The organism is Candidatus Clavichlamydia salmonicola, from assembly GCF_015356765.1.
In the GTDB taxonomy this organism is placed as follows: Bacteria; Chlamydiota; Chlamydiia; order Chlamydiales; family Chlamydiaceae; genus Clavichlamydia; species Clavichlamydia salmonicola.
Genome location: NZ_WTCQ01000003.1, coordinates 96005 through 119440 on the forward strand (window position 1 = coordinate 96005; position 23436 = coordinate 119440).

The following is a 23436-nucleotide window of genomic DNA, read 5'->3' on the forward strand; positions in this document are numbered from 1 at the left end:
AAGATATATTGAATACCTAAGATATTGTTATAATGGTATTGCATTATTGGTCTATGAAATTTACATGGAAGTCATTTTTATCTGCGCATGATTCAATTCAGATAAATACTATCATTGATATACGTTAGATAGACTAAAAAATAAGATGAAGCATTGTCTCTATAAAGGAAATAAACCATGACATTATTGTATCTCATTCCAGCCGCATTTGGCCTGGGTGTTCTGATTTTAGTGCATGAATTAGGGCACTATTGGGTTGCTCGTAAAGTTGGAATGACAGTAGAAATTTTTAGCATTGGTTTTGGTCCAGTTCTTTTTCGTAAGAAAATCAAAGGGGTGGAGTGGCGGATTTCTATTATTCCTTTTGGGGGATACGTAAAAATTTTTGGTATGGATTGGAGTGATTTATCTGAAAAAAATTCTATCAATAATCAAGAGGGTCCATTAGGGTTTTTTCAATTTGCAGCGTGGAAACGAATTCTTGTTTTATTAGCAGGCCCTGTAGCTAATTTAATCCTCGCCTTTATTTTTTTTAGTGCTATTTGGGGAATGGGAGGACGGACTAAATTTTTTAGTGAAGTGACTCGTGTTGTGGGCTGGGTTGCTCCTGACTCAGAAGCATATGAAGCAGGGTTAAGATCAGGAGATATTATTACTCATTGTAATGATGTTCCTTACAGTAGTATTAGAGAGGTTATGGCAGCTTCCTTAATAGGAAAGAATAATTTAAAATTGAATGGATTACGTATTGATTATGGCACGCAAAAGCTGATGCCATTAGCATTATCCTTTTCAAAAAGTAAAAATAATTCTCCTACAAATTTTAAAGCATTTCTAGGTGGAGCACGTTATCTTACTTATGATAAATTTGCCAATGGACAGTTAAATCCATTGCCTGAAGGATCTCCTTTGCAAGATAGTGGTCTTAATTATGGAGATAGATTGATTTGGATGGATGGAGAATTATTATTTTCTACAGAACAAATGAGTCGAATAGTTAATGAAGCAGAGGCATTATTGACCATCCAAAGAGGAGATCGTATCTTTTTATCTAGACAGCCTCGTATTGTTGCTGGAGAATTAATGCTCCCAAGTTCTTTGAAAAGTGAGCTGATTGATCGTCAATATGAAGCGTGTTTAAAAGGTCGTTGGGCTGATTTACATGTTATTCCCTATGTGATTAATATAGAAGGGGTTGTCGAAAAAAGATTAGAGCACTTTCTTTTTGAAGAAGATAGTCTCATGCAAGGAAGTGGTGTTTATGTAGAGGCAGATTTATTAATGCCCTTACAGCAGGGGGACAGAATTATTGCTGTAGATGGAAATGAGGTGCGTTCAGGGGCGGAGGTGTTAGCTTTATTGCAAAAGCATAAAGTAACAGCAGTTGTCGCCAAACATAATTCAAAAAACATTCAAGAAAGATTAACGCCTAAACAAGAAGAACAAGCTTTTCTTCAATCCATGAGTTTTTCTCAACAAGGCATTTTGGATTCTTTAATAAAGGGTACGCCTTTACCAAATTCATCATTACGATTTTTAAATTCTTTTTATCCAAAACGTGTAGATCAATTTCTTTTGTCTCCAGAGACACGTCAAAAAATTTCTCTGGAACTAGATAAGCAAAAAGAGCGCATTGAAGCTATGCGAAACAAATCTAAAAGAGCATTTTTGTTAAAGCGACTGGAAGAAAATAAACAGAGAGTACTAGTAGGTGTTCATTTACAAGATGAAAAAGTTACTTATAATCCTACCCCATTCACTTTATTTAATGATGCAACTCATGAAACTGTGAGTACATTTAAGGCTCTATTTTCAGGTTCATTAAACCCAGCATGGTTATCTGGACCAGTAGGTGTGGTAAAGGTCCTTTATCATGGTTGGATGTTAGGGTTAAAGGAAGCTTTTTTTTGGCTGGGCCTTATTAGTGTAAATTTAGGAATCCTTAATCTTTTACCATTACCAGTTTTGGATGGAGGATATATTCTTTTGTTCGTAATAGAGCTGCTTACAGGAAAATCTCCTAGTAAGCGCTTTTTTCAAAAAGTTATAGGTTTCTTTACTCTTCTTCTAATTGTTGCTTTTCTATTTTTGACTCTCCAGGATGTTTTACGTTTGTTTTAGACATATCTTTAGATACAGAGGTTTTCTGGGGTGGTAAGTGCACGATCATTGGTGAAGAGGCTAGGCAAGAAACGACTGTTAATGATTGATGAAGATCTTCTTTAGATCGAGCTTTTTTGGGAGGGCACATAATTGTTGCTCGTCCATCACTATCAGGAGAACATTTATAAATATGAGCACGAGAAATTGCTTCACGAACTCTTTCAAAAGAAGGGCCTTTAAAAAAAGCAGTAGTGATATCAATAGTCTCTCTACGAGCTACTATATGAGCATGGCTAGCATAAATTAGGTGTCGTTTATGGAAAGTTGATAAGCAAGTTTCATCTATGCATATCTTTCCATCATTAGGGAATGACATTTTAAATGGGATAAAATGACTTTCTTTACTACCTGTTATAACAAATACATCTTTAGTTACAGGAAAGCAGCCAATATTTTGCATTTCTTGCTCAGAGTAAGTCATTAGTTGATATCCCATTTTAGTACCAAAGATCATTTTTACAAAAATTTCATCTTTATATCTTCGAGCTAAGCGAGACCCTAAGTTAGGTGGGGCTAGCAACATAGCTTTACCATATTTAGCTTCTTTAGGGCAGTCATCTCTTGATAAAGCTGCTCGAATTACAAGTCCTCCTGCAGAGTGTGATACAAAATGAATAGGTTGATTAGGATGACGTTTTGCTAGTTCATTGAGTAATTTAGTAAGATGCGCACCATGTTCTTCAATGGTAAATTTTCGACTTTCATAATCCCATAGATAAACATCAAAGCCTTCCTTGGCCAAAGCATGTCCCATGGGCTTTAATGACTTGTGTGAGCCTAAGAATGAATGTAGGCATACTACAGATTCTTGGTTACTCGTAGCTGTTAGTTCATCTATCTTTTCTGCATAAATAGGAAAAGAGAAGGTTATTACTAAAAGCAAATAAAATAATATGTTTTTCATTTTTATACCCTGCAATATAAATAATTATAGAATAAAAAACATAATTTTTTAAAATAAATAATAATAATTTTAATTTTACCTTAATGAGTTAAGGTTATAATGAATGTAATATATTAAAGATCAATAAATTAGTTAAATTATAATACATGTTTAAGTAAATAATTCTTTTAAAGGATATTTTTTCTTTTAATTAATTTCTAAATAAGAATATAGTATTTTTTTTAAATCATCAGAGAAATGATTAATGACAACTTCTATTCAATCACAAGAGTTAGGAAGGGGAGAGGATATACCCATTTCTGTAGATACATCTATTGCTAATGAAAAAAATAATTCTAAAGTCAATAGTTTCAGTGAAGTTGGATGCTGTCGGCAAATTTCTAATTTAATAGAGAATATACTGGAGCTATTTCTTGCAGCTATATTGATGGTTTTTGGAGGTATTTGCATGACGTTTGGAAGTATAGGTTTATCGATAAGTGTCATTATATCTTTATCTTTTGAAGGACTAATCGCAATATGTCTTCTACCTTTTAAGATAATACAAATTATGATTAATACATGTTGCCATAAACATACTCATGCTCGTCATATAGAAACATCGGGCAAAAAATCTGAAAAATCTGTGGCTGATTTAGAAGCTACCTAATATTGTTCTGACTAAGAAAGATGAAAAAATAATCTTCCTTAGATGCTATTAGGAGGCTCTTTTTCATATAGCAATAAAATATTTCAGTTACAAAAGAAGATCAGTGATTTTATTTTATTCTTTATATCTAAAAGGTTTAGGAATTGTGGAGGGGGTAACTATGACAAATAGTTATTATTAAATTGCTTTTCTTTATCTTATTTTTGTTTTACAATTTTTTTCACAATCTTTTTTTAATTAAGATTAATCAAAATCTATAAGGATGTTTATGCTTAGTTCTTCTACATGTTCTGTTGCTTATTTACATCCTCAGCTTAGTACCTCTTATGATTCTAATGCAGAGGCTACTAAAGAGAAACATAGAAAGCTTATACATGTAGTGCTTATGGTGCTGGGAATTGCTCTATTATTATCAGCTTTATTAACATTGATTTTTTTGAATGGTAGTATAGGTGTTACCTTTGGTTCATTTGGAGCTGTACTAGGAGGGGTCATTCTGATTGCTTTAGGGGCATGTAGTATGATCAGGGCTCAGGTTATTAAAGAAGCAAGTATTAAGCTAACACTAGCTGCTCAAAATCAATCTAATCTAACATAATGATACTTAGCATTTGCAAGTGAATTAACACCATTATTTTATGATCATTATCAAAAACATAGTATTACTAAATTAAATAAAAAATATTATTAATCATGATTCTTTTATTTTTTAATAAGGTGATATACTCAATTTTAACTTCTTCATAATAATTTCTTTTGTTATTATCTTTTTTGTTTGTTTTTTTATTTTTCATTATTAAAACAAATAAAAAAATAAAAAAATAAAAAAAAATAATTACAGAGGTTTCATGAGTATAGCTACTGTTGGATCTACCTTACCTAATAATGGGGTAAGCATATATCAAGATAAAAAATTTATATCATCAAAAGCACTTCAGTTAATTATAAGTATTGCAACTATGGTATTAGGAATACTTTTATTGGTGTGCAGTATATTGCTTTTAGCATCAGTATCGACGCCATTAGCAATAAGTTGTAGTACGTTGATGATTTTGAGTGGAGTAGTTTTAGGATCTATAGGATTGGCAATAGTATTGAAAAAATGTTTATTTCTTCAAGAAAATCTAGTAGAAAAAAATCAATTTTTGGAAAGATTATTAATCCAAGAGCAGGTCAATAATCAACACTTAAAAGCTTCTCTAGATACATTCAGCGAGGCATATCATGATTTAGCAAATCGAGGATCAATCAATTATATGCCATATGGAGCAAAGAAATCAAAATCTTTGTGGAAAGGTTTGGTAAAAAAATTCAAAAAAATTACGCCTCCTTTTAATAAAACAAAATTTAAGCCTAACATTATTGATGCTAGATTAACAGATTTCAATAAACCTGCATCTCATCTTGAAGGTCAAGTTAGTCATCTTCATAAAACTCTAGCTACACAAGAAGTAACAATACAGACATTACAGGAAGAGGCTCAAAAAGATAAAGAATATCAAAAAGGGCTAGAAATATTGATTAATCACCTCAAGAAACCTCTTTTGTAGTTGGACTTACTAATAATTTATTTTTACTTTGGAGTTCTTTAAAAGAAGAGGTAAGAGCTGCAAAATCTTTTTCTAACCTGAGATTGTGTATTTGTAGATTTATAAATTTATCATGTATTTCTATAATGCCTTTTTCAGCAGGTAGTTTGAGTAAAACAATACTGTCTTCAGCTGTGGTTAGTTTTTTGTGCAGCAAGGATTTTTCTGTCTGTAATACATCTAGATCAAAATTTAGAGTTTGTAATCTTTTTTTAAGATTTTGATTTTCTTTTTCTAAAATATTCAAATTGATTTCTAATTCTGCACATTTTTCATCATAGGTTTTCTTGACTATTTCTATTGAAAGATTATGAGTATTGACGTCAAGCTTGTGACTTTTTTCTATGTCTAAGGTAAGTGTCTGGACTTTTTCACAAAGTCTTTGAAGTTCTTTTTGATTATTTAATTGACTAGCTATTAGGTCAGTAATTTGACGTTTATATTCTTCTTCAAGAGATTTTTGTTCTTGAAGCTGTGATTGTAATTGTAAGATTTTTTGCTGAAACTCATGAGCGTGTTTTGCAGAAGATTCTTGTTCTTGAATTTGTTCTTGAATTTGTTCTTCAGTTTGCGTTTGTAGTTGTAAGATTTTTTGTTGCAGATTGTGAGCATGTTTTGCAGAAGATTCTTGTTCTTGAATTTGTTCTTCTATTTGTTCTTGATTTTCTGCTTGTAATTGTAAGATTTTTTGCTTCAGATCGTGAGTGTATTCTGCAGCAGCTTCTTGTTCTAGAATTTGTTCTTCATTCTGTGTTTGTAATTGTAAGATTTTTTGCTTTAGTGCTTGCACATCTTCTGTAGAAATTTCTTGTTCTAGAATTTGTTCTTCATTCTGAGTTTGTAATTGTAAGATTTTTTGCTTTAGTGCTTGCATATCTTCTGTAGAAATTTCTTGTTCTTGAATCTGTGCTTCTAATTTTGTGATTACTGACTTTAATTCTTCAACTTGTTCATTATGAGATTCTTTTAGTTCTTGTGCTTTTTGAGCATCTATATGTTGTTCTGATATAATTGCCGCTTCTTTTTGGGCTAGAGTAGAAGTTTTTTTATAGCACTTACTTACACCTAAGGCTAAGAACAGTAACCCAGCAGCAACAGTTACCGAACCACACACAATATGTATAGTTGTTAAGGGAGCAGAGAATGATACTGAGACAGCAATGACTAATAAAACGCTTAAAACAATAGTTATGATAGCTTGAAGTTTTGGATATTTTGTATAACATTGTTTTATTGAACTTTTTGATCTAGTAGCTACAGAGTTATTAGAAAAAACCCTACTACGAGTTATGCTAGCCATAAGAACCTCCAATTTTTCATATATATGATTAATATGCTAAAAAAGGGTTGAGGATAACATGTTACGTTATAAAAATCTTGATATAAAAGAAAAAATTTTAATTTGAAACATATTGGCTTGTTGGAAAGATAAATTATCAACATCTTATTTTTATTATAAAATTATTTTGTAATATAGAAGGTTAGCTAAATTAAATAGAAAATATAGATATATATTATTTTATTATGAAAGAAGAATTTGCAACTTTTCTTTTATAATACGCAATTACATTTAGTGTTATAAGAAGTAGTCCCGCTGTAATAGCTAAAGCATGTTGAAAATAGCATTTTAAGCTATAAATACATGGATGTAGATCTGTTTTTTTTAGTAAAAATTTGATTTAAATCATATAGATTTAAATGTATCGATAAATATTTTATGGCACATAAATTTTTTTTAAATATTTAAATAGCTATTTTAAAATACATAATTTCTTATGATTATGTGAAGAACATTTAATGTTATTATATATTATTAATATAGGTTTTTATGACCATGATAAATAATCAAATAAGCTCGTTACATAGCTCCTCTCAACCTTCAGTGTTTATTAAAGAGCCTGTGATCACGCGTAAATATGATACTGGGATGGCAATTACGATGGTTATTGTTGGTATTGTATTTATTATTGCATCTACGACTCTTTTGTTAGTTTTGAATTTTTCTACTACACATGTAATAACGTCAGTGGTAGCAATTACAGCAGGCCTTTTTTTAACTATTATGGGGATAGTAACCTTAGTGAAACAATACTTGCATAAAAAAAATACAAATGATCAAGAAAAAAATGATGCCATACCAGCTTTATTGAACCAATTGCAGGTGATTGAAAAAGAAAAGAAAGAAGCTCAAGCATTAATAGAAGAAAAAGAAAATGTACAATCAGTAATTAAAGAAGAAGTAGAGCAATTAAGTAAAAAATTATTAATCTCAGAAAGAAGTAAGAAAAATTTAATCCTTAAAAAAGACATTTTAGAAAAGCATATATCTATGTTGAATAAAAATAAAATGCCTCTGAAGAAAGACAAGCATACTCAAGTTAACAAAGATGGCCAACATCTATCTATAAGGGCAAAAAAAGCCAAAAAACTTTTGAAGATTGATTATAAGGTAATTTGTGATGAAAAGAAAAAATTAGAAGCATCATTGAATTCTACTCAACAGGTATTAAAACAAATATCTAATTTATTTAATCCTATTACAGAGGATCAAGAAACATTAATTCAGCAGGTTGCTAACTTTAAAAATATTATTAGAGATCAAGAAAAACAACAAAATCAATCTTTTAAAATTCAAATAGAAGATGGGATTAATGCTCATGTAGATCAAGTAGGAGTTGCTTTTAGAAATGCTGTTCAAGAAAACAAAGTTGCTAACGAAAATTATCATAAAATTTTTACAAGATTAAAAAATCAATTTTTACAAGGAAGCGTTTTTGATGCTGAGCAACAAGTAACCAAATGTCAAACAGAAGTTGCTGTAGCTAGATATAATTATGAAAATGCTAAATCTGTTCCATTACAAATTATTAATGATAAAATCAATCAATTAAATAGTGCTATTGCTGTTATTCAAAATCAGCTTAAATCTTCTGAGAAAAATATGCCTGTGGAAGGAAGCAAAGAGTTTATTCAAGATATCAGCGGACTAATAACAAAGTTAGGAAATTATCAGCAGGAGGTAAGCAGGTATCAAAATTGCATAGATAATATCAAAAGACAGAATCAAACGTTACATGTAGATGTTTTTGTACAATTGCCTAAACATGATGAATCCAAAAAAGAGGATGAGTATCTAGGAAAGCTAGAACAATCTCATATTAATCTAAAAACAGCATTGCAAGAATTAGCGCAAGTAAAAGAAGAGCAACTTGTTACGATAAAAAAACAACCAGCATTAAAAAAAGCAGAAGAAACAAGAAAAAAAAGTGCTTATCAGTTAGATATAGCGACCACAAATTTTTATAATACGCAAAAATTAGTATCTATTTTAAACAATATATTTTCACAAGAAAGTGTAAATATCATGAAGGAAGTCGACCAATCGTTAGATTTATTTGAAAAGCAGTTAAAACAGCAAAAAAAAGGATTACAGCATATATTTTTTGAAATGAAAGGATTGGAAGATAAGCAAACAATAAAATAATTATAAAAATTATATTTATGTTTAAGAGTACAAGAATGAAAAATCTTATTCAAAAAAACATTGCGCCTAAAAAAATTTATGCAAGGTTTTTTTTAAAGGTTAATGATGTCTTCTAGCATTGTAGAAATAAGTGATATTCATAATATGATGCTGGATATTAATAAACCAAAACCATCAGTAAGATACTCTGCAAGAAATATTGTTGCCATTACATTTATAGCCATGAGTATTTTGCTAATAGCAACAGCGATTGGATTATTAATAAGCTTTTCTTTTTCTATTCCACATGTGGTTATGGGGTCGCTTACGATTGGGGCAGCCTTTCTTTTATTTGCATTAGCAACGTGTGTTTTCTTTAGAAAATGTGTTTTTGCTGAAGAAAAAGCAAAAAAAGCAGCAGTTGATCAACTGATACCTATATTAAATACATGGATAAAAGAAAAAATAGACAATCTAGAAATTCTTGAATCTGTAAATAAGAATGAGATTAAAAAATTAAAACAAGAAAAAAATGAAATTTTGCAAAGAGAAGAAGAATTGCAGCAAGAGCTAGAGGGTTGTGTTAAACAAAAGCAATTTTTTTTTCAAAGATTATTAGATTTAAAAGATCCTCAAGCAATCTCTGAACATAATCAAAAAACTCAAATAGAAATCGACAGCTTGCGTTTTGATTTACAAAAATACGAAGAAATATTGAAAGAGATTTCTTTAGAGAAAGATCAAGCTTTATTGCGATTGTTACGAGAGCAAGAAAAGAGAAGAGAAGAAAAAAATGATCAACTGCAGTTAATTGAAATAGGTATTATAGAAGCTAATTTAGAAAAAGCTAAAAAAGAATTAGAAAGATCTCAACATGCATATATGCAGTTTCAAAATTGCCCTCTAATACTTAAGATACAATTTATGGAAGAAGAATTGCATGTTATTGTTAAAAAATTAAATGTCGCTAAAAATATTTTAGAAAATAATAGTATAGAGATCGTATCTCATCAATTACAACATTTAGAATTAGTACATAAGGAATTGATCCCAGCATGGACTAATGAAGAGCGTAGGTTAATGCAAATAAAAGAAAAATTAGAGAACGAGCTTTCATTAAAAAAAAATACATTGCAGAGAAAAAATGATCTATATGAAAAAGCCATAGAATTATCTCACAGTAAAATGAGCAGTTATAGATCAGCATTAATGATTTTGAAAAATCCAGCAGAAGTGTCTCAAGAAAAAAAAATACAGGTAGCTCAAAGCATATATAATTGCTGTAAACTTTCTGTACAATTATTGAATACAAAAATTTTGCAATGCAAAACTAAAATATCAAATTTAGAGGAAGAGTTTCTTCACAATTAGTATGTCTTCTTACTGAGATAAGAAAAGAGTGTAGTAGCATAGTTAATGATGCTTTTAAAAACATTAATGATATGAAAAAAGCTGCTATTAAAGGGATGTTGCTGGGTAGTTTTTTAGTACAATCATGTCTTTTATAATATTAACAGACTCTTCCATTTGTAGGTCATTACTGCCATATATTTTATCTTGAACTGGTTGTTTAAGATTTTTTAAAAAAAGTTGAAAATTAGTGTTCTTGTCTTGGCGTTCTTTACTATTTTTTTGTAAAATAGGTAATAGTTGATGCCAAAACACCTCTTTTTTTTGAGCAAAATTTACATAATATTTCTGTACTTTATGGCGAAGATCTGGTTCTAAATCTGCTAAAGAATCTTCAAAAGCAGGAGGGCAAGAGTCTGCTGCAAGAGGATATTCTAAGTATCTTTCTCCTAAAGGAATTTCTGCATAGCACGAAGGAATTATAATATCAGGGGAGACCCCATTGATTTGAGTAGATTTTCCTGATACAGTGTAATATCTTCCTACCGTTACTTTAAATTGTAAGGGTTGTAGTGGATTTGTAATTGTTTGATGTTGAATAGTGCCTTTTCCATAACTATGTTTATCTCCTACAACAATTCCAATACCATAATCTTGTAAGGTTTGGGCCACAATTTCTGTGGCAGACGCAGAGCTTTTAGAAATTAAAATTATTAATGGTCCATGGTAGGTTTGTGTATCATTTAAAATGCGATGAGGATGTAAAAGTCCATCGGCATAGCGAGAAATAGCTACAACACCTGAAGACATGAAAAGCCCTGATACTTTGATGGCTTGTGATAGGAAACCACCAGTATTTTCTCTCATGTCTAATACAAGACCTAGCAAATTTTGTTTTTGCAGTTCTATAATTGCATTTCTTATATCCTCTTCACTAGAAATTCCATGAGTGTTTTCATAAAATGAAAACAAAGAAATTTTTCCAATAATCCCATCAGCAAAAGGTTCTTGAGATACTAATATTCGTTTTTCTATGATATCAAAATTTTGCCGAATTAATGAAATATAGCGAATGTTCGTAGGGTCTTTAATGTCATTAATGCCTAATGTAATGCTGCTTCCTTCTGGACCACGTAATTTTTCAATTACTTCTGAGAACAAAAGATTGTGGGTTGGTACACCATCAACGCTATAAATGCGATCACCTTTGTTGATTAACCCACTGAGATCTGCAGGACTTCCTTGAAGAACCTCTTGGATGATCATTCCGTAAACAGATTCTTTTAATGCCACTCCTATTCCACATAATCCTTTTTCAAGATGTATTTTAAGTGACAATGCTTCTTCTTTGCTGTAGCAAGCAGTATGAGCATCAAGGCTTTGCGCAAGTGATTTCATAATATGAAAGACTGTTCTATTACGAGATTTTTTTAAGTTAGATCTATCATCTGTAGATCCTAAAAAAATCTCTTCCTGCATCAAGAGATGACGATGGCTCAATGTGCATAGTTTCTGTATTATAGCTGTGTCAGCTTCTTCTTTAAATTCTTGTAAATACAGAGAGATTAAATGGATAAAATAGTCTTGGTGTCGTTCTTTGAGTGTTATTTCAGGACTCCAGGTAATTAAATCAGAGTTAAATAGATTGTCTTTTGTGTTTTTTACTTTTTCAAATAAAGCTAAAGGATTTTTTAGCCATTCTTCTCTCCAAGATTGTGCTCGATAAATTGCTCGTGATAAGGTTAGATCTAATAAAAAGTAATCAGAAAAATCTCGCTTTTCGTATTTAGCTTTAAGTAATTTGTTATTAAAGGTGGGTATTTGGATAGTTTGCTTAACTTCTTCTGCAGATAGGTAAATCTTACATCGATCAAATTGTTTTGCGTAATTATGTAAGGATCTTTCAAGTATGATCTCATTGATTTCTTTTGTATCAACGTGAGCATCAAGTAACTGTTTCATTAATAAGGGGATATCTTTTTCTGAAAATCCAGAATGTAAATTAACTGGTGATAAACAAAAAAAGCTAAATAATAAAAAATAAAAACAGTTTTTAAAAAAAGACATTTGAATAGTTTTCTTAAAAAATTAAGAAATGCTCCTGAGCAATTATTCGACCTGAAAAAATAAAAACTTTAGTAAATAATAAGAAAAATAAATTATATTATTGTTAATTTTTTAACTCACTTAATTAAAAGTGGTTTTAATTATGGAAAGCTTTGTAGCTTAAATTAGTATATTTTTTAATTTGATGAATGGCTTAAAGCAGAAGAGTCTTGATTTTCTGTTGTTTGAATTTTGTCAGGTGAAGATATAATGTTTTTTTCAGGAGATTGTTCTTCAATGGAAGGAGTGTTTCTTTGAATGGCATCTCTGCCAACAACAATTAATGATCCTACTAATATTCCAGCTGTCAAAAATGCTAAAAATGACCCAAGAACAAAATAAGCCCCACTAAACATAATCAGATTGGCTGGTAAAGAACTAATGCCAACAAAAATTATTCCCATCACTAGAAATACTAAAGCAATAATGTTTAGTACTAGCCAAGAAATAGCAGCCTGCCTAGAGGGTGCTGCTTCTAAAGAAGGAGCTACTAAATTGCTAGATAAGGGTGCCTCATTGCTAGAAGAAGTTTTTTTTCCAAAAAAAGATAAAGGACAAGATGAAACAGCACTCATGATCCAGAACTCTATGGGGTAAGAGAGTTTGTAATATAATAAAAGATATTTTATTATGTTTTCGCAAAAAAAGTCAAGAAATGAAAATTGCAAAATGAAGTGAGATAAATCACGAATTATAAGTTTTTTTATAAATAGCTTATCTATTTATATAATTTATATTATTTAAAGGTCTAAGTAGAGGTTGTATGAGTTGGGGGATAAAAAATCATTGGATAATTTTTTTATGGATAATTTTTTCTTTAATATTCAGAGATGCTAGTGCCAATGATCTTTCTTTATTAGAAGCTTGTTCTAAATCTCAGTCATTTTGGGCAGTGGGTTCTGTGAGTTTAGCTTGTGTGTTAAATGTTAACGATTCTTTCATTGCAGCTTGTGGTATTCAAAAAGGACCTTGTTACATAGCAGACCTTGCAATGGTAGAGAAGATAACAGGTTGTTATAAGGAATTGTATCCTTTTAAAGCTCCATTTAGGTCAGTAGGAGGTATGATAGGCATAGTTTTACCAGGATTAGCAGCATTAGAAACCTCTGTTCAATGCAAAGGAGGAATAGTGGGTACTGATCGATGTGGCTTTTTTATTAAAAATTATTTTGAAAAAATGGGCATTCATATTTTGCAGACATTATCATCCTCTACAGAAATATCTTTGCATTTGCAAGGTACTGATGGTTTAAATACCACATGTTTATGTCCTTTGAATAAGCGAGATATGCTAAAGAAAAACATTCCAAAAAATTGGTTTAATCAAGGGGATATTGTTTATGTAGATGGAAATTTACTTAGGTATGAAGCTTATCTAGATAAAATTTTGTCTATGGCACATACAAAAGGTGCTTTTGTTGTTTTAGAATTAGCTGATCAAAGACTTACTGATCGGTGTGCTAATCGTCTTTGGTATTTATTGTCTAATTATGTTGATATTATTTTAACTGATTCAGAGGAAGCCTGTGTATTGTCTGGATTTTCACAACCTGAAAAAGCTTGTTCATTTTTAAAAAATTTTTGTGAAATAGTAGTAGTGCGTTCATCCTCGAATGAATGTTGGGTGGCGTCGTCCCAGGGTATGTTTCATGATACAGGTATCTACTTGGGGCCAATCTCATTTGTACCTAAAGGATATTTTTTTACTCCAGGGTTTCTTTATGGTTTAATGAATGGTGCTGGATTAGAGTTATCTGCTCGATTTGGTATTTTATCTAGATCTATGGCTTTTTCTTATAAAAATAGGGGAGTTTCTTTATGTGGCTGGCAAATTTTAAAAAGAAATTTTGAACAAAAAATTAAACAATGACTTTTCTATAAATAACTCCTTGCCAACAAAAGAAGCCTTTACCTATAGTCTTGATCGAATTTAAGGTCAGTCGAGAAAATAAGGCCATGCCCACTATCAATCAGTTAATTCGTAAAGGAAGATCTTCGGTTTCCAAGAGAAACAAATCTCCTGCGCTTCAAAAATGTCCTCAACGTAGAGGCGTTTGTTTGCAGGTAAAAACGAAGACTCCTAAAAAACCTAACTCTGCATTGCGAAAAGTTGCTTGGGTCCGTTTATCTAACGGTCAAGAAATTATTGCATATATTGGAGGGGAAGGTCACAATCTTCAGGAGCATAGTATTGTGCTTGTTCGCGGTGGTCGCGTAAAAGATCTTCCTGGGGTTCGTTACCACATTGTCCGAGGCACATTGGACTGTGCGGCTGTAAAAGGTCGAAAGCAAGGACGTTCGCTGTATGGCGCTAAAAGGCCAAAGTAGTTGAATGATTAAACCTTCTTGTTCTTCTTTGTTTTTCCATTTTAATATTTAGAGGTTGTGATTTTATGTCTAGAAGACATCCTGCAAAAAAGCGTGAAATTAGTCCAAGTCCTGTCTATGGAAGTATTGTTCTTGAGAAATTTGTTAATAAAGTGATGCTTCATGGCAAAAAATCTTTAGCGCGAAAGATTGTTTATTCTGCTGTAGAAAAATTTGCTAAAAAAGTGAGTTTTGAGAACCCAGTAGAAGCTTTTGAAATAGCGCTTGAAAATGCTAAACCATTTCTTGAGGTAAGATCTCGAAGAATTGGAGGAGCTACTTATCAAGTGCCTGTTGAAATTCCTTCTGATCGCAGAGCTTGCTTGGCTATGAAGTGGATTATTGCTTTTGCTCGAGCTAAAGTTGGACGATGTATGGAAGCTGGATTAGTCATTGAGTTAACAGATTGTTATAATAAACAGGGTTCTACCATTAAAAAACGGGAAGATACTCATCGTATGGCTGAAGCAAACAAAGCATTTGCTCACTATAAATGGTAAGGAATAAAACATGAGTAGCACCAAATACGATCTGAATTTCGTTAGAAATATTGGGATCATGGCTCATATTGATGCTGGAAAAACAACCACTACTGAGCGTATTCTTTATTACGCAGGACGTACTCACAAGATTGGAGAAGTTCATGAAGGTGGTGCTACAATGGACTGGATGGAGCAAGAGCAGGAGAGAGGTATTACAATTACTTCTGCTGCTACTACTGTTTTCTGGTCAACTTGTAAAATTAATATCATAGATACTCCAGGCCATGTTGATTTTACTATAGAAGTAGAGCGTTCTTTGCGTGTATTAGATGGAGCTGTTGCTGTATTTGATGCGGTTTCTGGAGTAGAGCCTCAATCTGAAACAGTTTGGCGACAAGCAGATAAATACACAGTTCCTCGTATTGCTTTTGTTAATAAAATGGATCGTATGGGAGCAGATTTTTTTGCTGCTGTTGATTCTATGAAAGAAAAGCTAGGAGCAAACGCTATTCCTGTTCAATGTCCTATTGGTTCTGAAAGTCAGTTTTTAGGAATGGTAGATTTGGTCACTATGAGAGCTCTTTTCTTCCATGATGAGACTCTAGGTGCTAAGTGGGATGAAAGAGAGATTCCTGAAGATCTTATTGAGAAATGTCAAGAAATGCGAATGGCATTACTAGAAGAGCTGGCTACAGTTGATGAAGATAATGAAGCTTTTATGAATAAAGTTTTAGAAGCTCCAGAATCTATCACTGTAGAAGAAATGCATCAAGCTATCAGAAAAGGTGTTGTTGAAAATAAAATTAATCCAGTTTTATGTGGATCTGCATTTAAAAATAAAGGTGTACAGCATCTTTTAGATGCGGTTGTAAATTGGATGCCTTCTCCTGTGGATCGTGGTGTTATTAAAGCCACAAGTTTAAAAACAGGTGAAGATATTTTATTAGAACCACGAGCAGATGCACCTTTTGCTGCGTTAGCTTTCAAGATAATGAGTGATCCATACGTTGGTCGTGTTACATTTATTCGTATCTATTCTGGTGTGCTGAAAAAAGGGTCTACTTTATTAAATTCTACAAAAGATAAGAGAGAGCGAGTTTCTCGTCTTTTAGAAATGCATGCGAATGAACGTACTGATAAAGATGAATTTCAAGTTGGTGATATTGTAGCGTGTGTTGGATTGAAGTTAGCTATTACAGGTGATACATTGTGTTCTGAAGGCTATGAATTGCTTTTAGAAAAAATGGAATTTCCTGAACCAGTTATTGATATGGCTATCGAGCCTAAATCTAAAGGTGATAGAGAAAAATTAGCTCAAGCATTAAGTGCTCTCGCAGAAGAAGATCCAACTTTCAAGGTGTCTTCTAATGAAGAAACAGGGCAAACCATTATTTCTGGTATGGGAGAATTGCATCTTGATATTTTACGTGATCGTATGATTCGAGAATTTAAGGTAGAAGCTAATGTAGGTAAACCTCGAGTTTCTTATAAAGAAACAATTACAGACAAAGCTTCAGTAGAAACAAAATATGTAAAGCAATCAGGTGGACGTGGTCAGTATGCCCATGTTTGTCTTGAAATTCAGCCAAATGAAGCTGGAAAAGGGAATGAAGTTGTTAGTAAAATTGTTGGAGGTGTTATTCCAAAAGAATATATTCCAGCTGTTATTAAAGGCGTGGAAGAGGGATTAAATACAGGTGTGTTGGCAGGCTATGGATTAGTAGATGTTAAGGTAGCTATTGTATTTGGTTCTTACCATGAAGTTGATTCAAGTGAAATGGCATTTAAGATATGTGGTTCTATGGCAGTAAAGGAAGCTTGCAGAAAAGCTAAACCTATTATTTTAGAACCTATCATGAAAGTTATGGTTATAACTCCAGATGATCATTTGGGTGATGTTATAGGGGACTTGAATCGCCGACGAGGTAAAATTTTAGGACAGGAGCCATCTAAAAAAATGGTCCAAGTAAATTCTGAAGTACCTTTGAGTGAGATGTTTGGCTATACAACAGCTGTGCGTTCTTTAACTTGTGGCCGGGCAACTTCGACTATGGAGCCTGCGTATTTTGCAAAAGTTCCTCAAAAAATTCAGGATGAAATAGTTAAAAAGTAGCGAGAAAATTCATGGTAAAGCAGCAAAAACAAAGAATTAGAATTCGATTAAAGGGATTTGATCAAAAGCAGTTAGATCGTTCTACTGCAGATATCGTTGAAACGGCAAAACGTACTGGTGCAGTTGTTGTTGGTCCAATTCCTTTACCAACAAAAAGAGAAATTTATACAGTTTTAAGATCTCCTCATGTAGATAAAAAATCTCGAGAGCAGTTTGAAATTAGAACACACAAACGTTTGATCGATCTTTTAGGTCCTACTGGAAAAACTATTGATGCTTTGAAAACTTTATCTTTGCCAGCTGGCGTTGATATTAAAATTAAAGCAGCGTAGTTAATTTTTTAATTAAAAAAATGAAAAGATTTTTTTAAATTATTAATAAGTACATATAGATTGTTTGATGAATATAGATATTTTTCAATCTATGATCATGTCTCGTTCGTGTTTATCAGGAGATCTTATATCTCCTGATAAGGTTTATCACCTTGAACTGAAATTACCTCAGAAATTTCCATCTTATGAAGTAGGAGATATTTTGGGTGTTTACCCAGAAAATAATCCTGTAGAAGTTGATCAAATATTAAAAGATCTTGGTTTTTACCCAGATACTGTTGTTAAAAATAAAAAAGGCATTGAAGTAACTTTAAGATCATTTTTAATGACTGAAGCTAATATTCATAAATGTCAAAAAACGTTATCTTCATATCTTGTTTTAGAAAAAGAATTTATATCACCTACTGATGAATTTCAATTTTTAAAAACAAGTCGATTATCTGATCTTACAAAATATTTAAAAGGGCTTTCGCCACAAGAATTTTCTGATCTTCTGTTACCGTTATTACCTAGGTATTATTCAGTAGCATCTTCACCTAAATTATATCCCAATGAAGTCCATCTTACAGTTGGGTTAACTGTAATGAATTACGATCCTTTATTATATGGGGTATGTACATATTTTCTTTGCTTACAAGCTAAGTGTAATGAGCAAAAAATTTCTATATTTTTAAAAAAATCACCACATTTTCATTTGTCAGCTACTTCTGATTCTGTTCCACTCATTATGATTGCTAATGGAACTGGGATTGCTCCTTTTAGAGCTTTCATGCAAGAAAGAATTGCCAGAAATGCGTCTTCTAAAAACTTTTTATTTTTTGGAGAATGTCATCAAGAATTAGATTTTTATTATGAAGAAGAATGGAAGGAGGCAGAGGCTAAAGGTATTTTAAGGGTTATTACAGCATTTTCGCGAGATCAAGAAGAAAAGATATATGTACAACATAGATTATTGCAAGAATCAGAGTTAATATTATCTCTAATAGAGGAAGGAGCTGTTATTTGTGTTTGTGGAGATGCAAAAAAAATGGCTCGAGCTGTACACAGTGCATTAAAAACAATTCTTATGAGTCAAAAAGGCTTCACAGAGCAAGAATCAGAACTTTATTTAAAAGATTTAGTTGCTCAGAAACGCTATTTAAAGGACGTCTATTAAAAACATATCTTTGTAAAATTTTAACTCAAATTTGTTTGTAAAGGCTTTTTTTCTTTTAATATATATTAAAAATCTTGCTATAGCTAATCATATTTTTTTAATTTGTGCTCTTAACAGAGGTGCAAAATGATTTTTTTCGAAATGATAACTTTAATGTTGGCTTTAAAAGGAAAGATTTTTTAAGATATACCTCCCTTGGCTAGATAGCTCAGTTGGTAGAGCAGAGGACTGAAGATCCTTGTGTCGCCAGTTCAATTCTGGCTCTGGCCATATTTCTGTTGAGAAGGCTATTGATTTTTTTTAGATATATCGATAAAATCTTTTCCTTCTCGCTTTTCAAATTCTTGTTTTTTTTAGGGATGTTTTAAATGAATACAGATGCTTACGCAGTTATTATGAGCGGTGGCAAGCAGTACACAGTTCGAGCAAATGATGTCATTGATGTTGAATTACTTAACTTTGATGCTGAAAAAAAAGAAATTTATTTTCAAGATGTTTTGTGTGTAAATGGTCCTAATGGTATGCAATGTGGATTACCTTTTGTAGATGGTGTTACTGTTACAGCAGAATTTATATCACATATAAAAGGCGCTAAAGTTATTGCTTATAAATATAAACGCAGAAAAAATTATCGCAGAAAAATTGGTCATCGACAAAATTATGTTAGAGTCCGGATCCAAAGTTTAGGCGTTTAAAGTAAAGGAATAGATCAATGGCACATAAGAAGGGCCAAGGGGCCAGCCGTAATGGCAGAGATTCAATTTCTAAGAGATTAGGAGTTAAAGTAGGCATGGGGCAGTTTGTTACAGCAGGTAGTATTCTTGTTCGTCAAAGAGGAACAAGATGGCATCCAGCTAAAAATGTAGGAAGAGGTTCTGATGATACATTGTTTGCTTTGATTGATGGTCAGGTTCAATTCAAAAAAACTAATCGTACCTATGTGTGCGTGGTTCCAGCTGCTTAGGAATGTATTTTCTTAAGTTATAGGAATGTTACCCTTTTTTAATTTTTTCTTTATATGTTTGTTGATTGTGTTTCTTTAGAGTTAAAAGCAGGAAAGGGTGGAAATGGAGTCGTCGCTTGGAGAAGAGAAAAATATCTTCCTAAGGGAGGCCCTTATGGAGGTAATGGTGGTCCTGGTGGCGCTGTTATCATTTCTTCTGATCCACAAATTTATTGTTTGGATCGCTTTCGTAATATTCGGATTCTTCGAGCTGAGGATGGTGGCCATGGTGCTCCCAATAATAAACAAGGTCGACGTGGAAAAGATCTTGTTTTAAAGTTACCTCAAGGTACTCTTGTTAAAAATGCAGAAACAGGAGCTCTTCTTTGTGATCTTTCAGATTCTCAAAATAATAAAGTTTTTCTTTGTAAAGGTGGTAAAGGGGGAAAAGGTAATACCTTTTTTAAAAATGCTCTAAATAGAGCTCCTAATTATGCTACACAGGGAGAGATGGGCGATTATCTTTCTGTTGAATTTGAATTAAAGTTGATAGCAGATGTGGGACTAGTTGGTTTCCCTAATGCTGGAAAATCGACTTTAATTGGATCTTTAACAAATGCACAAGCACGCATAGGGGCTTATCCTTTTACTACACTAAAACCATTCTTAGGTTTTATCTCAGATGGACTTCCTTATGGCGATCGTTTTGCTGTAGCAGATATCCCTGGAATTATAGAAGGAGCTCATCTTAATAAAGGATTGGGATGTGGTTTTTTACGCCATATAGAAAGAACAAAAATTTTATTGTTTATCATAGATATTTCAGGGTTTGAAAATCGTGACCCGCTTAAAGATTTTGAAATTTTGCTATCTGAGTTAGAGTTGCATGGAGCGGGTCTAGAAAATAGGGAATGTCTTGTTGCTTTGAATAAGACTGACATTGAAATGGAAGAAACTATAGAGAATATTAAACGTTTTAAACAACGTTATCCACATTATGAAATCATAGAGATTTCTGGTCTTTGTGGAGTAGGTCTTGATTATCTTACTGAGATCTTAATTCAAAAACTTAAAGCACAAAAAAAAGAAGCAGAAGCTTTAGCAGCTACTAATTTGCTTTTTTCTTTAGCCTAATTCTTAATTTTCATAAAAATGTAAATTTATAGAAGTTCTTTTGGGAATTCTTTTGAGCACCCAGGACAGTTATGAGGCTTTTTTATAAATAAGCAAATCAGGTAGGCAGCAGCAGAAAATATGGCTATAGCAGCACCTGTAGGCCAATTAAAGTAGTAAGCAGTAATAATACCACCCAAAGAAAGCATCATATTTAATATAACAGATAAAATCATAATACTGCTGATGCGAAACATGAATCGGCCAGCTATTGAGCAAGGAAGTGTAAGGATAGAAATTACAAGAATTACACCCATAACATAGATAAGCAATACAATTGAAAGTGCTATTAAAGATAATAATAAAAGGTATAGTCCAGAGACTGATTTCATTCTTAAAGAAGAAAATTCTTCATCAAAGCATAGTCCTAAGAAACGATGTCTGAAAATAAAGACAATTAGACATATGAAGAGATCTAATCCGAGTAATAGATAAATATCAGACCAGGATGCCCATAAAAGATTACCCAGTAAAAAATTTAATAATTCACTATTAGCTCCAGGAATTTTGGACATAAAGATAATGCCAGTAGACATTCCTACAGACCATATTATGGCTATAAGAGCATCTTCACGCTCTTTATAATTTAAGTGAATCCAACCAATGAGTAGTGCCAATAGTATAGCACTGATAACAGCACCATATGTTGGAGAAAATTTAGGTAAATTGAAATGATATTGTATCCATATAGATAATCCAAAACCACCTAATACAGAATGAGCAATACTACCACTAATAGATACTATTCTTTTAACAACAACATAAGTTCCAATAACACCTCCTACAATGGAAGCTGCTAAAGCAGTAAGGCAAGCCACAGGAAGCACAGGATTAGCGAATAGGGCAGAAAAAAAATTCATACAATTACCAAAAATAAGTAAGGATTATGATAGAGCATCTGAGGATTGCATTTCTTTAAGTTCTGATTGAATATACCAAAAACGATCAAATAAATTAGTACCAATGGCTTTATCATGAGTAACCATAATAATAGTGCTTTTTCGTTTCATATCTTGCAAAACATTGTGGATGATGGTTTGTGTTTGATAATCAATATTAGATGTTGGTTCATCTAATAGTAGAATTTTTGGTTCAGTAGCAAGTGCTCGAGCAATGAGAATTCTTTGAGCTTGTCCGCCAGAAAGTTCAGAAAAACAATGATCTTTGTATGCAGAAAGACCAACAGCATCAATACATTTATCAGTAATTATTTTATCATTCTTAGAATAAAACCCATACCAAGGTAGTGAGCTCATTCTCCCCATTAAAACAGTTTCTCTTACAGATATAGGGAAATGTTTATCAAAGTAAAAATGTTGAGGAACCCATCCCATTTTTTTTTTAAAATGAGTAATAGGTTGATTATTGATTGTTATAAAACCTGAAAGAGGTTTTATAAATCCCATAATTAAGCGAAGAAATGTAGATTTACCACCCCCATTAGGGCCAAAAATACCAATACATTCTCCTTCATTTATACAGCAATTGATCTCTTTAAGAATAGCCTGTTTTTTAAAGGAAAAATAAAGATTTGAAATATTGATTAAAGGGGTCATTGTCCTGCAATTGCCATGATAATAAATAGTAAGTTTTTGAAAATATCTTCTGCATAAGGATCAAAAGGTACAAGGTGAGCTTTAAGAATATGGGCTAATCTTGTAGCGCTTTTTGTTCCATGTTGTTTTTGTACAAAGATAACATTAATAGAAAGATCTTCAATTTCTTTTTTTAAGGCTGCAAGATGTTGAAGTGTTGGTTCTGTCGCTGATCCATTAATGGTAATTTGATGCAGATTATAGTCGCGGCATAAATATCCACAAGCATTGTGATTTGTAAGAAAAGTTTTTTTTGATTCAGGAACTGTTCTAAGAATTTTGCGGATCTGATCATCTAAATGATCGATAGCAATAAGAGTTGTTTCTAAACGATTTTTATAAAATTCTGTATGTTTAGGAAAAGTTTGACATAAAATTTTTGCTATGACGAGAGATTGCTTTTTTAATAAAGAGGGTGCTAGCCAGGTGTGGGTATCAAATTGGTTAGCATGGGAATGATGGCATGGATGGTTAGGATCAATAGAAATTAAGTTCAGGTCATTATGAAGGTTAATGATTTGACAGGGTGATTTATTTGCTTTAAGAAATTTGTTAATACTATGTTCAAAAGATTCATTATTTTGAAACCATACAGTACTTTCTTTTAATTTAAGGATGTCTTTTAATCCCATTTCATAATCATGAGGGTTATGACCAGTAGGTACGACTACTTTGATATCAACAGTATTTCCAGCAATGTTTTCAACAAGAAATTTATAAGGTGCAATTCCCACAAGTACAATAGGTATTTTTTGTGAAGAATCTGCAAAAGCTATTAGTCCACTCATTACATAAAAAAAAATAAATAAACGGAACATAATATTAGAATTGTATTACTCAGGAATAGATAGATCGTATATTTAATAGGATTTTTTTTGCAATGATGCTTTTGGTCTTGCCCTAAAGAATAAGAAGATTTAGAATAGGTTGTTGTTTTTTTTGACAAATTTTGGATGGGTGTCCGAGCGGTCGAAGGAGCACGCTTGGAAAGCGTGTGTACGCTAATCCCGTACCGTGGGTTCGAATCCCACTCCATCCATATTTTTCTACT

General features: G+C 32.1%; 22 protein-coding genes and 2 tRNA genes. 17 read left to right on the top strand and 7 right to left on the bottom strand.

Features of this window, described 5'->3' with window-relative positions; genetic code table 11:
• Positions 1-177: 177 nt before the first annotated feature.
• A complete protein-coding gene (locus CLAVI_RS03570; protein ID WP_194844225.1) occupies positions 178-2121 on the top strand; it encodes a site-2 protease family protein in 1944 nt (647 codons plus the stop codon).
• Here CLAVI_RS03570 and CLAVI_RS03575 read toward each other — a convergent pair.
• Positions 2057-3067: an esterase/lipase family protein gene (locus CLAVI_RS03575; protein WP_194844226.1), complete on the bottom strand. Its 1011-nt coding sequence runs from the start codon at positions 3065-3067 to the stop codon at positions 2057-2059. The two genes, CLAVI_RS03570 and CLAVI_RS03575, sit on opposite strands and share 65 nt — an antisense overlap.
• Before the next feature lie 244 nt (positions 3068-3311).
• Between CLAVI_RS03575 and CLAVI_RS03580 the strand changes: the two genes are divergently transcribed.
• The 3 genes from CLAVI_RS03580 to CLAVI_RS03590 all read left to right on the top strand — a co-directional run bounded on the left by CLAVI_RS03580 (position 3312) and on the right by CLAVI_RS03590 (position 5266).
• Complete coding sequence (locus CLAVI_RS03580) at positions 3312-3716, top strand: hypothetical protein (protein ID WP_194844227.1); 405 nt, start codon at positions 3312-3314, stop codon at positions 3714-3716.
• 268 nt (positions 3717-3984) lie between these two features.
• Positions 3985-4314 (top strand): hypothetical protein, encoded by a 330-nt coding sequence (locus tag CLAVI_RS03585; RefSeq protein WP_194844228.1) that lies wholly within the window; start codon positions 3985-3987, stop codon positions 4312-4314.
• Positions 4315-4564: 250 nt separating this feature from the next.
• Positions 4565-5266: a hypothetical protein gene (locus CLAVI_RS03590; protein WP_194844229.1), complete on the top strand. Its 702-nt coding sequence runs from the start codon at positions 4565-4567 to the stop codon at positions 5264-5266.
• On the opposite strand, the gene CLAVI_RS03595 is transcribed toward CLAVI_RS03590, so the two are convergent.
• Complete coding sequence (locus tag CLAVI_RS03595) at positions 5247-6605, bottom strand: coiled-coil domain-containing protein (RefSeq protein ID WP_194844230.1); 1359 nt, start codon at positions 6603-6605, stop codon at positions 5247-5249. The two genes, CLAVI_RS03590 and CLAVI_RS03595, sit on opposite strands and share 20 nt — an antisense overlap.
• 528 nt (positions 6606-7133) lie before the next feature.
• Between CLAVI_RS03595 and CLAVI_RS03600 the strand changes: the two genes are divergently transcribed.
• Positions 7134-8789, top strand: a complete 1656-nt coding sequence (locus tag CLAVI_RS03600; RefSeq protein WP_194844231.1) for a coiled-coil domain-containing protein — start codon at positions 7134-7136, stop codon at positions 8787-8789.
• Between the two features lie 105 nt (positions 8790-8894).
• On the top strand, positions 8895-10139 hold the full coding sequence (locus CLAVI_RS03605) for a hypothetical protein (RefSeq protein ID WP_194844232.1): 1245 nt from the start codon (positions 8895-8897) through the stop codon (positions 10137-10139).
• Between the two features lie 87 nt (positions 10140-10226).
• Here CLAVI_RS03605 and tsp read toward each other — a convergent pair whose 3' ends face one another.
• Positions 10227-12185 (bottom strand): tail-specific protease Tsp, encoded by a 1959-nt coding sequence (tsp, locus tag CLAVI_RS03610; protein ID WP_194844233.1) that lies wholly within the window; start codon positions 12183-12185, stop codon positions 10227-10229.
• A gap of 176 nt (positions 12186-12361) precedes the next feature.
• Entirely contained in the window at positions 12362-12799 is a 438-nt protein-coding gene (locus CLAVI_RS03615) for a hypothetical protein (protein WP_194844234.1), read from the bottom strand.
• Positions 12800-12987: 188 nt separating this feature from the next.
• Between CLAVI_RS03615 and CLAVI_RS03620 the strand changes: the two genes are divergently transcribed.
• From CLAVI_RS03620 to obgE, 10 genes are all read left to right on the top strand, one after another.
• Positions 12988-14094: a carbohydrate kinase family protein gene (locus CLAVI_RS03620; RefSeq protein ID WP_194844235.1), complete on the top strand. Its 1107-nt coding sequence runs from the start codon at positions 12988-12990 to the stop codon at positions 14092-14094.
• Positions 14095-14180: 86 nt separating this feature from the next.
• Positions 14181-14552 carry a 30S ribosomal protein S12 gene (gene rpsL, locus CLAVI_RS03625; RefSeq protein ID WP_194844236.1) on the top strand — a complete coding sequence of 124 codons (372 nt, stop codon included), beginning with the start codon at positions 14181-14183 and terminating at the stop codon, positions 14550-14552.
• A 65-nt stretch (positions 14553-14617) separates the two neighbouring features.
• Entirely contained in the window at positions 14618-15091 is a 474-nt protein-coding gene (rpsG, locus tag CLAVI_RS03630) for a 30S ribosomal protein S7 (protein ID WP_194844237.1), read from the top strand.
• A 10-nt stretch (positions 15092-15101) separates the two neighbouring features.
• Complete coding sequence (gene fusA / locus CLAVI_RS03635) at positions 15102-17186, top strand: elongation factor G (protein WP_194844238.1); 2085 nt, start codon at positions 15102-15104, stop codon at positions 17184-17186.
• Between the two features lie 11 nt (positions 17187-17197).
• Positions 17198-17518 (top strand): 30S ribosomal protein S10, encoded by a 321-nt coding sequence (gene rpsJ / locus CLAVI_RS03640; protein WP_194844239.1) that lies wholly within the window; start codon positions 17198-17200, stop codon positions 17516-17518.
• A gap of 67 nt (positions 17519-17585) precedes the next feature.
• Positions 17586-18674 carry a ferredoxin reductase domain-containing protein gene (locus CLAVI_RS03645; RefSeq protein ID WP_194844240.1) on the top strand — a complete coding sequence of 363 codons (1089 nt, stop codon included), beginning with the start codon at positions 17586-17588 and terminating at the stop codon, positions 18672-18674.
• A gap of 197 nt (positions 18675-18871) precedes the next feature.
• Positions 18872-18944, top strand: a tRNA-Phe gene (locus CLAVI_RS03650).
• Between the two features lie 98 nt (positions 18945-19042).
• Positions 19043-19369 (top strand): 50S ribosomal protein L21, encoded by a 327-nt coding sequence (rplU, locus tag CLAVI_RS03655; RefSeq protein WP_194844241.1) that lies wholly within the window; start codon positions 19043-19045, stop codon positions 19367-19369.
• A gap of 17 nt (positions 19370-19386) precedes the next feature.
• Positions 19387-19638: a 50S ribosomal protein L27 gene (gene rpmA, locus CLAVI_RS03660; RefSeq protein ID WP_194844242.1), complete on the top strand. Its 252-nt coding sequence runs from the start codon at positions 19387-19389 to the stop codon at positions 19636-19638.
• Between the two features lie 54 nt (positions 19639-19692).
• Positions 19693-20751, top strand: a complete 1059-nt coding sequence (obgE, locus tag CLAVI_RS03665; RefSeq protein ID WP_194844243.1) for a GTPase ObgE — start codon at positions 19693-19695, stop codon at positions 20749-20751.
• Positions 20752-20777: 26 nt separating this feature from the next.
• On the opposite strand, the gene CLAVI_RS03670 is transcribed toward obgE, so the two are convergent.
• The 3 genes from CLAVI_RS03670 to CLAVI_RS03680 are packed head-to-tail and all read right to left on the bottom strand — an operon-like array spanning position 20778 to position 23203.
• Positions 20778-21650: a metal ABC transporter permease gene (locus tag CLAVI_RS03670; protein WP_194844244.1), complete on the bottom strand. Its 873-nt coding sequence runs from the start codon at positions 21648-21650 to the stop codon at positions 20778-20780.
• Between the two features lie 24 nt (positions 21651-21674).
• Positions 21675-22346, bottom strand: a complete 672-nt coding sequence (locus CLAVI_RS03675) for a metal ABC transporter ATP-binding protein (RefSeq protein ID WP_194844245.1) — start codon at positions 22344-22346, stop codon at positions 21675-21677.
• Positions 22343-23203 carry a metal ABC transporter solute-binding protein, Zn/Mn family gene (locus tag CLAVI_RS03680; protein WP_194844246.1) on the bottom strand — a complete coding sequence of 287 codons (861 nt, stop codon included), beginning with the start codon at positions 23201-23203 and terminating at the stop codon, positions 22343-22345. Before CLAVI_RS03680 ends, CLAVI_RS03675 begins: the two co-directional genes overlap by 4 nt.
• 133 nt (positions 23204-23336) lie before the next feature.
• Here CLAVI_RS03680 and CLAVI_RS03685 point away from each other — a divergent pair.
• Positions 23337-23424, top strand: a tRNA-Ser gene (locus CLAVI_RS03685).
• Positions 23425-23436 lie beyond the last annotated feature (12 nt).

What these genes read in the sequence shown, in the direction of transcription:
- CLAVI_RS03585 (WP_194844228.1), top strand. Translation starts at nt 3,985, where the DNA reads ATGCTTAGTTCTTCTACATGTTCTGTTGCTTATTTACATCCTCAGCTT.
- CLAVI_RS03580 (WP_194844227.1), top strand. Translation starts at nt 3,312, where the DNA reads ATGACAACTTCTATTCAATCACAAGAGTTAGGAAGGGGAGAGGATATA.
- CLAVI_RS03590 (WP_194844229.1), top strand. Translation starts at nt 4,565, where the DNA reads ATGAGTATAGCTACTGTTGGATCTACCTTACCTAATAATGGGGTAAGC.
- CLAVI_RS03645 (WP_194844240.1), top strand. Translation starts at nt 17,586, where the DNA reads ATGAATATAGATATTTTTCAATCTATGATCATGTCTCGTTCGTGTTTA.
- CLAVI_RS03570 (WP_194844225.1), top strand. Translation starts at nt 178, where the DNA reads ATGACATTATTGTATCTCATTCCAGCCGCATTTGGCCTGGGTGTTCTG.
- rpsG (WP_194844237.1), top strand. Translation starts at nt 14,618, where the DNA reads ATGTCTAGAAGACATCCTGCAAAAAAGCGTGAAATTAGTCCAAGTCCT.
- rpmA (WP_194844242.1), top strand. Translation starts at nt 19,387, where the DNA reads ATGGCACATAAGAAGGGCCAAGGGGCCAGCCGTAATGGCAGAGATTCA.
- CLAVI_RS03670 (WP_194844244.1), bottom strand. Translation starts at nt 21,650, where the DNA reads ATGAATTTTTTTTCTGCCCTATTCGCTAATCCTGTGCTTCCTGTGGCT.
- CLAVI_RS03575 (WP_194844226.1), bottom strand. Translation starts at nt 3,067, where the DNA reads ATGAAAAACATATTATTTTATTTGCTTTTAGTAATAACCTTCTCTTTT.
- CLAVI_RS03595 (WP_194844230.1), bottom strand. Translation starts at nt 6,605, where the DNA reads ATGGCTAGCATAACTCGTAGTAGGGTTTTTTCTAATAACTCTGTAGCT.
- rplU (WP_194844241.1), top strand. Translation starts at nt 19,043, where the DNA reads ATGAATACAGATGCTTACGCAGTTATTATGAGCGGTGGCAAGCAGTAC.
- rpsJ (WP_194844239.1), top strand. Translation starts at nt 17,198, where the DNA reads ATGGTAAAGCAGCAAAAACAAAGAATTAGAATTCGATTAAAGGGATTT.
- CLAVI_RS03680 (WP_194844246.1), bottom strand. Translation starts at nt 23,203, where the DNA reads ATGTTCCGTTTATTTATTTTTTTTTATGTAATGAGTGGACTAATAGCT.
- CLAVI_RS03675 (WP_194844245.1), bottom strand. Translation starts at nt 22,346, where the DNA reads ATGACCCCTTTAATCAATATTTCAAATCTTTATTTTTCCTTTAAAAAA.
- obgE (WP_194844243.1), top strand. Translation starts at nt 19,693, where the DNA reads ATGTTTGTTGATTGTGTTTCTTTAGAGTTAAAAGCAGGAAAGGGTGGA.
- fusA (WP_194844238.1), top strand. Translation starts at nt 15,102, where the DNA reads ATGAGTAGCACCAAATACGATCTGAATTTCGTTAGAAATATTGGGATC.
- tsp (WP_194844233.1), bottom strand. Translation starts at nt 12,185, where the DNA reads ATGTCTTTTTTTAAAAACTGTTTTTATTTTTTATTATTTAGCTTTTTT.
- CLAVI_RS03620 (WP_194844235.1), top strand. Translation starts at nt 12,988, where the DNA reads ATGAGTTGGGGGATAAAAAATCATTGGATAATTTTTTTATGGATAATT.
- CLAVI_RS03615 (WP_194844234.1), bottom strand. Translation starts at nt 12,799, where the DNA reads ATGAGTGCTGTTTCATCTTGTCCTTTATCTTTTTTTGGAAAAAAAACT.
- CLAVI_RS03605 (WP_194844232.1), top strand. Translation starts at nt 8,895, where the DNA reads ATGTCTTCTAGCATTGTAGAAATAAGTGATATTCATAATATGATGCTG.
- rpsL (WP_194844236.1), top strand. Translation starts at nt 14,181, where the DNA reads ATGCCCACTATCAATCAGTTAATTCGTAAAGGAAGATCTTCGGTTTCC.
- CLAVI_RS03600 (WP_194844231.1), top strand. Translation starts at nt 7,134, where the DNA reads ATGACCATGATAAATAATCAAATAAGCTCGTTACATAGCTCCTCTCAA.